8 protein-coding genes are annotated in these 7556 nt (G+C 71.7%); 5 read left to right on the top strand and 3 right to left on the bottom strand.

The window, feature by feature from the left end:
* Window positions 1–43: 43 nt before the first annotated feature.
* From ABZ899_RS08245 to ABZ899_RS08255, 3 genes are all read left to right on the top strand, one after another.
* A complete protein-coding gene (locus tag ABZ899_RS08245; RefSeq protein WP_361342461.1) occupies window positions 44–865 on the top strand; it encodes a TIM barrel protein in 822 nt (273 codons plus the stop codon).
* 25 nt (window positions 866–890) lie between these two features.
* A complete protein-coding gene (locus tag ABZ899_RS08250; protein ID WP_361342464.1) occupies window positions 891–1808 on the top strand; it encodes a 2-hydroxy-3-oxopropionate reductase in 918 nt (305 codons plus the stop codon).
* Window positions 1809–2335: 527 nt separating this feature from the next.
* The gene (locus tag ABZ899_RS08255; RefSeq protein WP_361342467.1) at window positions 2336–2578 is read left to right on the top strand and encodes a hypothetical protein; all 243 of its coding nucleotides are present in this window, start codon (window positions 2336–2338) and stop codon (window positions 2576–2578) included.
* A gap of 264 nt (window positions 2579–2842) precedes the next feature.
* Here ABZ899_RS08255 and gcl read toward each other — a convergent pair whose 3' ends face one another.
* Entirely contained in the window at window positions 2843–4627 is a 1785-nt protein-coding gene (gcl, locus tag ABZ899_RS08260) for a glyoxylate carboligase (RefSeq protein WP_361342471.1), read from the bottom strand.
* A 221-nt stretch (window positions 4628–4848) separates the two neighbouring features.
* On the opposite strand from gcl, the gene ABZ899_RS08265 reads away from it, so the two are divergent.
* Window positions 4849–5532, top strand: a complete 684-nt coding sequence (locus tag ABZ899_RS08265) for a hypothetical protein (RefSeq protein WP_361342474.1) — start codon at window positions 4849–4851, stop codon at window positions 5530–5532.
* Window positions 5533–5552: 20 nt separating this feature from the next.
* On the opposite strand, the gene ABZ899_RS08270 is transcribed toward ABZ899_RS08265, so the two are convergent.
* Both ABZ899_RS08270 and ABZ899_RS08275 read right to left on the bottom strand, forming a co-directional pair.
* Window positions 5553–6089 (bottom strand): hypothetical protein, encoded by a 537-nt coding sequence (locus tag ABZ899_RS08270; protein WP_361342477.1) that lies wholly within the window; start codon window positions 6087–6089, stop codon window positions 5553–5555.
* Window positions 6090–6246: 157 nt separating this feature from the next.
* Window positions 6247–6507, bottom strand: coding sequence for a hypothetical protein (locus ABZ899_RS08275; protein WP_361342480.1), 261 nt, complete (start codon window positions 6505–6507; stop codon window positions 6247–6249).
* 220 nt (window positions 6508–6727) lie between these two features.
* Between ABZ899_RS08275 and ABZ899_RS08280 the strand changes: the two genes are divergently transcribed.
* Entirely contained in the window at window positions 6728–7228 is a 501-nt protein-coding gene (locus ABZ899_RS08280) for a GNAT family N-acetyltransferase (RefSeq protein ID WP_361342483.1), read from the top strand.
* The last annotated feature ends 328 nt before the right edge of the window (window positions 7229–7556 follow it).

Below are 7556 nucleotides of genomic sequence, written 5' to 3' on the forward strand. Positions count from 1 at the left end.
TCCGCCATACGAAATATTGCCCACGGAAGGGAGCGCCGGCCCGATGGGATTCGCAGAGCAGCGCTTCAACGTCAACCTGTCGATCCTCTTCACGGAACTCCCGCTCCTGGAGCGTCCCGCGGCCGCCGCCGCGGCCGGCTTCACCGCGGTCGAGCTGTGGTGGCCCTGGATCGACTCCCCCACCCCCGAGCGGTCCGAGCTCGGCGCCCTGCGCAAGGCGGTCGAGGACGCGGGCGTACGGCTCACCGGGCTGAACTTCTACGCCGGGCGGCTGCCCGGCCCGGACCGCGGCGCCCTGTCGGTGCCCGGCGAGGAGTCGGAGCGGTTCCGCGCCAACGTCGAGGTCGCGGCGGAGTTCGCCGAATCCCTCGGCTGCCGGGCCCTCAACGCCCTGTACGGCAACCGCGTCGCCGGCGTGGACCCGGCGGAGCAGGACGCGCTCGCGTTGGAGAACCTGGTCCTCGCCGCCCGGGCGGCCGACCGGATCGGCGCGATCCTGCTGATCGAGGCGCTGAACAAGGCGGAGTCACCGCTGTACCCGCTGGTCAGCGCGCCCGCCGCGGTGGGCGTGGCGGACAAGGTGAACGCGGCGACCGGACTCGGCAACGCCCGGGTCCTCATGGACCTCTACCACCTGTCCATGAACGGCGAGGACCTGCCCGCGGTGATCGAGCGGTACGCGGCGCGGACCGGCCACGTCCAGATCGCCGACAACCCGGGCCGCGGCGCGCCGGGCACCGGCGCGCTGCCCCTCGAAGACCTCCTCGACCAGCTGAGGAAGGCGGGTTACGACGGCTGGGTCGGCCTCGAGTACAAGCCGGGCGACCGCCCGAGCGCCGAGGCCTTCGACTGGCTGCCCCGCTGACCCCGTTACCGAAAGGCACCCCACCATGAGCAACGCCCTCGCAGATTCCTCCCACCCGACCCGCCCGGCGATCGCCTGGATCGGCCTCGGCATCATGGGCTCCCCCATGTCCGAGAACCTGATCAAGGCGGGCTACCAGGTCACCGGCTACACGCTGGAGCAGGACAAGCTGGACCGGCTCGCCGCGGCGGGCGGCACCGCGGCCGGCTCCGTCGCCGAGGCCGTGCGGGACGCCGACGTCGTGATCACCATGGTCCCGGCCTCCCCCCAGGTCGAGGCGATCGCGTACGGCCCCGACGGCATCCTGGAGAACGCGCGCTCCGGCGCGCTGCTGATCGACATGTCCTCGATCACCCCCCGGACCTCGGTGGACCTGGCGAAGGCCGCGAAGGACAAGGGCATCCGTGTGCTGGACGCCCCGGTGTCCGGCGGTGAGGCCGGCGCGATCGAGGCGGTGCTGTCGATCATGGCCGGTGGCGAGCAGGCCGACTTCGACGAGGCCAGGCCGATCTTCGACGCGCTCGGCCGGACCGTCGTGCTGTGCGGACCGCACGGCTCGGGACAGACCGTGAAGGCCGCCAACCAGCTGATCGTCGCCGTGAACATCCAGGCGTGCGCCGAGGCCGTGGTCTTCCTGGAGAAGTCCGGCGTGGACCTCAGGGCCGCCCTGGACGTCCTGAACGGCGGCCTGGCGGGCTCGACCGTGCTGACCCGCAAGAAGGACAACTTCCTGAACCGGGACTTCAAGCCGGGCTTCCGCGTCGATCTGCACCACAAGGACATGGGCATCGTCACGGACGCCGCCCGCGGCGTCGGCGCGGCCCTGCCGGTCGGCGCCGTGGTCGCCCAGCTCGTGGCGTCCCTGCGCGCCCAGGGCGACGGCGGCCTGGACCACTCGGCCCTGCTGCGGGCCGTGGAGCGCCTGTCCGGCGCCTCCCACTGAGACCTCCGGGCGGTGCCGGCGCCGACACATGTCCTGTCGCGCCCAGGCACCGGCACCGCCCGGACACCCCGTCGGCACACCGCCGGCGGGACGTCCCTTCCGCGCCCGGCGCGGAAGCGGACCCGTCCACGGCGTCCGGCTCCTGACGGGAGGTCATGAGCCGGACGCACCGCCCGCGCCCCGTCGCCGGCCGGCCCGGATGAGGGGTCGCCGCCCGGAGGAGGACGCGGGCCGCGTGTGGACCGCGGCGGCGAGCGAGCCAGTGCGGTGGTGAAGGTCCCGGCCGCCTCCTTCGACCTGAGGGGAGGCGGGCCCGGGTTCCGTCGCTCCCGCCGCGGTCCCGGGCACCCCCAGAACGCCGTCCGGCGGCGCGAACGTACTGTCGCGCCCAGCCTCGCGCCGTCGGACGGCCACCACCGGACGGCCCGCGCGGCGCCGGGTACGGAGACTCCCGTGCCCGGCGCCGCGCGCGTGCGCGTGTGCCCCGCCGGGGTGCGGAGCGGGGCCTTTCGCAGCAGTCTGAAGGCATGACGGCACGACCGACCGAGCATCCGCGCATCGTGGTGCACCCGCCCGGCCTGGACGGTTCCCGGCGGGTCACCGAGGGCGACAGGCTGCTGGGCATCGCCACGCACGTGGACGACGTCAGCGAGATCCTGCGACTCGCCGACCACTACGTCACGAACGTGGCGGAGAGCGACTTGATCGACTGGCAGGGCGGTGGCCCCGACGACTGGCCGGGGCTGTCGGAGCATCACGAGGAGGACTGACCGGGCGCGTACAGCCGGCGGCGTAGGACGTCTACGTCATGCTCAAATCAAGCTCTGAACTTCGTTCAAGGGGCTTCGGATGCCCCCCGCGCAGGGCAGATTGTGGTCACACGGGTCCCGCCGGCACGGGGGCAGCGGGTCCCGTGGCACGGGGGTTCCACGGGGGAGCACCGTCACGGGGGAGCACGAAGAGGGCGGTCCGGCTGTCGGCCGGACCGCCCTTCGCGGTCGACGGGGGTGTGCCTTCCCGGGTCGGTCGCGAGGTCAGACCTTGAGGGGCCTGACCGACGTCGGCGCGTGGCCCGGCTCGGTCGCGATCTCCTCGAACTCCACGACGGCGCCGATGTCGTTGGTCGTCGACATGGAGATGTTGGTGACCCGCTCCAGGATCACCTCCACGACGACCGGCACCCGGTACTCCGCCGCCAGCTTCACGGCCTGCTCGAAGGCCGCGCCCAGCTCGGCCGGGTCGGTCACCCGGATCGCCTTGCAGCCGAGGCCCTCGGCCACCTTGACGTGGTCCACCCCGTAGACGCCGAGTTCGGGCGAGTTGACGTTCTCGAACTCCAGCTTGACCTGGAAGTCGATGTCGAAGGCCCGCTGCGCCTGGCGGATCAGGCCCAGATAGGCGTTGTTGACCAGCACGTGGACGTACGGGATCCTGTGCTGCGCCCCGACGGCCAGCTCCTCGATCATGAACTGGAAGTCGTAGTCGCCGGACAGCGCGACGACCTGCGCCTCCGGGTCGGCCTTGGCGACACCCAGCGCGGCCGGGACGGTCCAGCCGAGGGGGCCGGCCTGACCGCAGTTGATCCAGTGCCGCGGCCGGTAGACGTGCAGCATCTGGGCGCCCGCGATCTGCGAGAGGCCGATGGTGGAGACGTACCGGGTCTCCGGGCCGAAGGCCTTGTTCATCTCCTCGTAGACGCGCTGCGGCTTGATCGGGATGTCGTCGAAGTGCGTACGCCGCTGGAGGGTGGCCCTGCGCTCCTGGGCGGAGGCGGCCCAGGCCCCGCGGTCGGGCAGCCGGCCCTCGGCCTTCAGCTCCCGCGCCACCTCGACGAACAGCCGCAGGGCGGCCTTGGCGTCGGAGGCGATGCCGTAGTCCGGGGCGAAGATCCTGCCGATCTGGGTGGGCTCGACGTCGACGTGCACGAAGGTGCGGCCGGCCGTGTAGACGTCCAGCTTGCCGGTGTGGCGGTTGGCCCAGCGGTTGCCGATGCCGAGGACGAAGTCGGACTCCAGGAACGTGGCGTTGCCGTAGCGGTGCGAGGTCTGCAGGCCCACCATGCCGGCGTTCAGCTCGTGGTCGTCGGGGAGCACGCCCCAGCCCATCAGGGTGGGGACGACCGGGGTGCCGGTCAGCTCGGCGAACTCGACGAGGAGGTCCGCGGCGTCGGCGTTGACGACTCCGCCGCCCGCGACGATCAGCGGCCGCTCGGCGGTGTTCAGCATCCCGAGCGCCTTCTCGATCTGGGCGCGGGTGGCGGCGGGCTTGTAGACGGGCAGCGGGGCGTACGTCTCCGGGTCGAACTCGATCTCGGTGAGCTGGACGTCGATCGGCAGGTCGATGAGGACGGGGCCGGGGCGGCCGGAGCGCATCAGGTGGAAGGCCTGCTGGAAGACGCCGGGGACCTGCGCGGCCTCCAGGACGGTGACCGCCATCTTCGTGACCGGCTTGGCGATCGCGGCGATGTCGACGGCCTGGAAGTCCTCCTTGTGGATCACGGCGGTCGGCGCCTGGCCGGTGATGCACAGGATCGGCACGGAGTCGCCGGTCGCGGAGTAGAGGCCGGTGATCATGTCGGTGCCGGCGGGGCCGGACGTGCCGATGCAGACGCCGATGTTGCCGGGGTGCGCGCGGGTGTAGCCCTCGGCCATGTGCGAGGCGCCCTCGACATGGCGGGCGAGGGTGTGATGGATGCCGCCGGATGCCTTGAGCGCCGCATAGAAGGGGTTGATCGCCGCGCCCGGCACACCGAACGCGTCCCTGACGCCCTCGCGCCTGAGGATCTCGACTGCCGCGCGGGCAGCGGTCATACGAGCCATTGAGGTCTCCTGCTTCGGCCGTCGGATTCGCACTCCCGTCGCGCCCCGCGGTGAGCAAGTCCGTGATGAGTCCATCCCGCTGTTTTCCGTATAGCGGAACTTAGTTTCTACTATCTGGAAGCAATGTAGGTGGGGCGCCGGAGACCGTCAAGAGGGGGACAACCGGCCCCCGGCAGGAGGACGATGGGGCCGCTGTCCGATGCGAACCCTCCTGGAGGGCCATGTCCGAGAGCGTGCCGGTGCGCTGCCCGGCCTGCCGGAGCGAGCACCACTACGAGGCACCCGTCTATCCGTGCGCGTGCGGGGCACCCCTCGCGCCCCGGCTCGACCCGGACGGGACCGCCACCCCCGTCACCCACCGGGCCTGGGACGACGAGTGGGTCACCGTGGGCTGCTCCACCTGCGGCCGGGAGAGCGAGTGGCCCCGGCCGGAACTGGGCTGCCCCTGCGGCACGGTCCTGCGGGTCCCCCTGGCCGCCGCGTCCGCCGCCGGCCCCGAACCCCGTCAGCCACCCCCGCCCCGCCGCGCCTTCCAGCCGGTGACGATCCGCACCGCCCGGGACGCCGTCACCGCGGCGGCCGTCTACCTGCGCTGGCTCGGCTACCGGGACATCCGCCGCGCCGACCAGCGCCCGACGTCCGGCATCGGCCTCGCCGCGCACGGCCTGCTCGCCCAGGTCGACCCCACGGTGAACCCGGCCTCACGGCGGGACGTGGAGTGCCTGTGGCTGACGGCCATGACGGAGTCGACGCACTGCGTCTACTTCTCCCTCGCCGGCTACACCCCGGACGCCCGCACCCGGGCCGACTCCCTGCACGTCCCCTTGTTCGTCCTCGACCTCACGGGCACTCCCCAACCGGTCAACAGCCAGGCCGACGAACTGGACGCGACGGGGGCGGGGTGAGGGATACGCACTCCCTCAGGTCAGATGATTTTCCGGTCGACACCGGCGTCCCGGGCCCTGCCGACACGCTCAGCACCGGCCGTCCGACGATCCTGCGCGCCAGCGTCCCACTCGTCCGGCTGCATGAGGAAGAACGCGCCCGAGGCAGGGACGTATCCCACGGCGCCGAAGGCCGGGTCACCGGCGACGTGCACCCCGCTCTCCATGCCCTCGGGCCATGGGCTGCGCCAGAACCCGGGCCGGGGAACCGGCTGCATGCGCATCACCGGTGATCCTTCGCCCTCCGCCGTGCGCAGCCTGAAGGTCAGGGTCTTCGACCGCCCCTTGGCCGCCTGAGCACCGTCCGCCTTGCCGATCTCCGGCCAGAAGCCGTCGAAGGGGTACTGCGCCAGCGTCCCGCGACAGGCACGCGTGAGCAGGACGGCGACAGGGATGCTCTTGAGCATGCCGATCAGGCCGAGGATCCCGACGCCGGTGAACGGCGCCACGACGTAGACGAGCCAGGGCAGGGCACTGTCCCGGACCACACCGGTCAGGGCAGGCGCTCCGAACGCCATGACCGCGCAGACCCCACCCTTACGGATTTCGGCCCACCACACCCTGGCCGTCAGCCTCCGCCGCAGGACGGCGGCATCCACCGTTCCCCGGCCGTCGGCACGGCGAGTGTCTTCGGGCACCATGTTCCTCCTCCGTTCGGCTCCAGCCCTGCCGGCGCTAGCCGAAGTCATTGCGCACCGCGGCAGCCGCACCGGTCGAACGCTCCGTCTCGTCGGACTTGCCGTTGGCCGCGGTTTGTGTGGGATCGCTGAAGGTCAGCGTGCGGGCGATGCCGAGCAAGATGTTCCGGTAGTCATCGGCTGCGTCGCGATTCGGGGAAACCATCTGGAGCACAATGAGCTCCGGGGTGCTGGGAATCGCCACCGCGACGACGCCCTGCCAGAGGTGAGTCGGAAGTGTGTCATCGTTCGCCTCCACAAATGGAACTCAGGTGGTTGGTCGGAGCACCTGAGCCCGTCGGCACCATACAAGCGGGAGTCGGGCGCTTCGCACGCGGTCACCGTGCGTGGGGGTTCAACTGACGTCCGTCGCGCCGAAGTCGAGGAGGGCGCGTCTTGTACTGAAGGCGGCTGACGGCAGCGCCGGCTGTTCCGGAATCCGCTGGCGCGCCAGCCGGTGTCGGGACGACACTCGCCCCATGCGTATCCGTTCCGTCCTCCCCGGTGAACTGCCGGTCCTCCAGGACATCGAGCGGGCCGCCGGGGAGGCCTTCCGTGAGATCGGTATGGCGGCGATCGCCGACGACGAGCCGTTCCCGGTGGACGTGCTGGAGCGGTACCGGCGGGCGGGGCGGAACTGGGTGGCCTGTGACGAGGCGGGTGGGCCGGTGGGGTATCTGGTCGCCGAACCCGTCGACGGGGCCCTGCACGTCGAGCAGGTGTCGGTGCACCCCGGCGCGGCCCGCCGGGGTGTGGGCCGCGCCCTCTTCGCGCACGCCGGCGAACACGCCCGCGAGGAAGGGCTGGACGGTCTGACGCTGACCACCTTCACGCACGTCCCGTGGAACGCGCCGTACTACGGGCGGCTGGGCTTCCACGTCGTGCCGGTGGACCGGCTCACCCCCGGGCTGCGGGCGGTCCGCGCCCGGGAGGCGGACCTCGGTCTCGACCGGTGGCCGCGCGTGTGCATGCGCCGTTAGGGCCTTTCGTTCGGATCAGCCCGGCTGTGGCCGACGGGACATGGTGACGTGCCCGAGCGGGGTCCGGTGCGTGCGGCTGCAAGGCGGAGGAGGGAGTCGACGCGGAGCGTCGGCGAGCGACGACAACGCCGCAGATGCGCGTGCCGGACCCCGCGACGCCGGGACGATCCAAACGAAAGGCCCTAGGTGTCCCGACGTATCGCCGGGCCCGGCGTCTTCGACGGGGCACCCTCTAAGAACTCCTATCGCAATGACTTCAGGCGTCTCCAGCAGATGAGTGCGCATCCGAGGGTGAGGAAGGCTTCGTGGATGTCGTCGCGTGTCTCCC

It is taken from the genome of Streptomyces sp. NPDC046859, assembly GCF_040645135.1.
Taxonomy (GTDB): domain Bacteria; phylum Actinomycetota; class Actinomycetes; order Streptomycetales; family Streptomycetaceae; genus Streptomyces.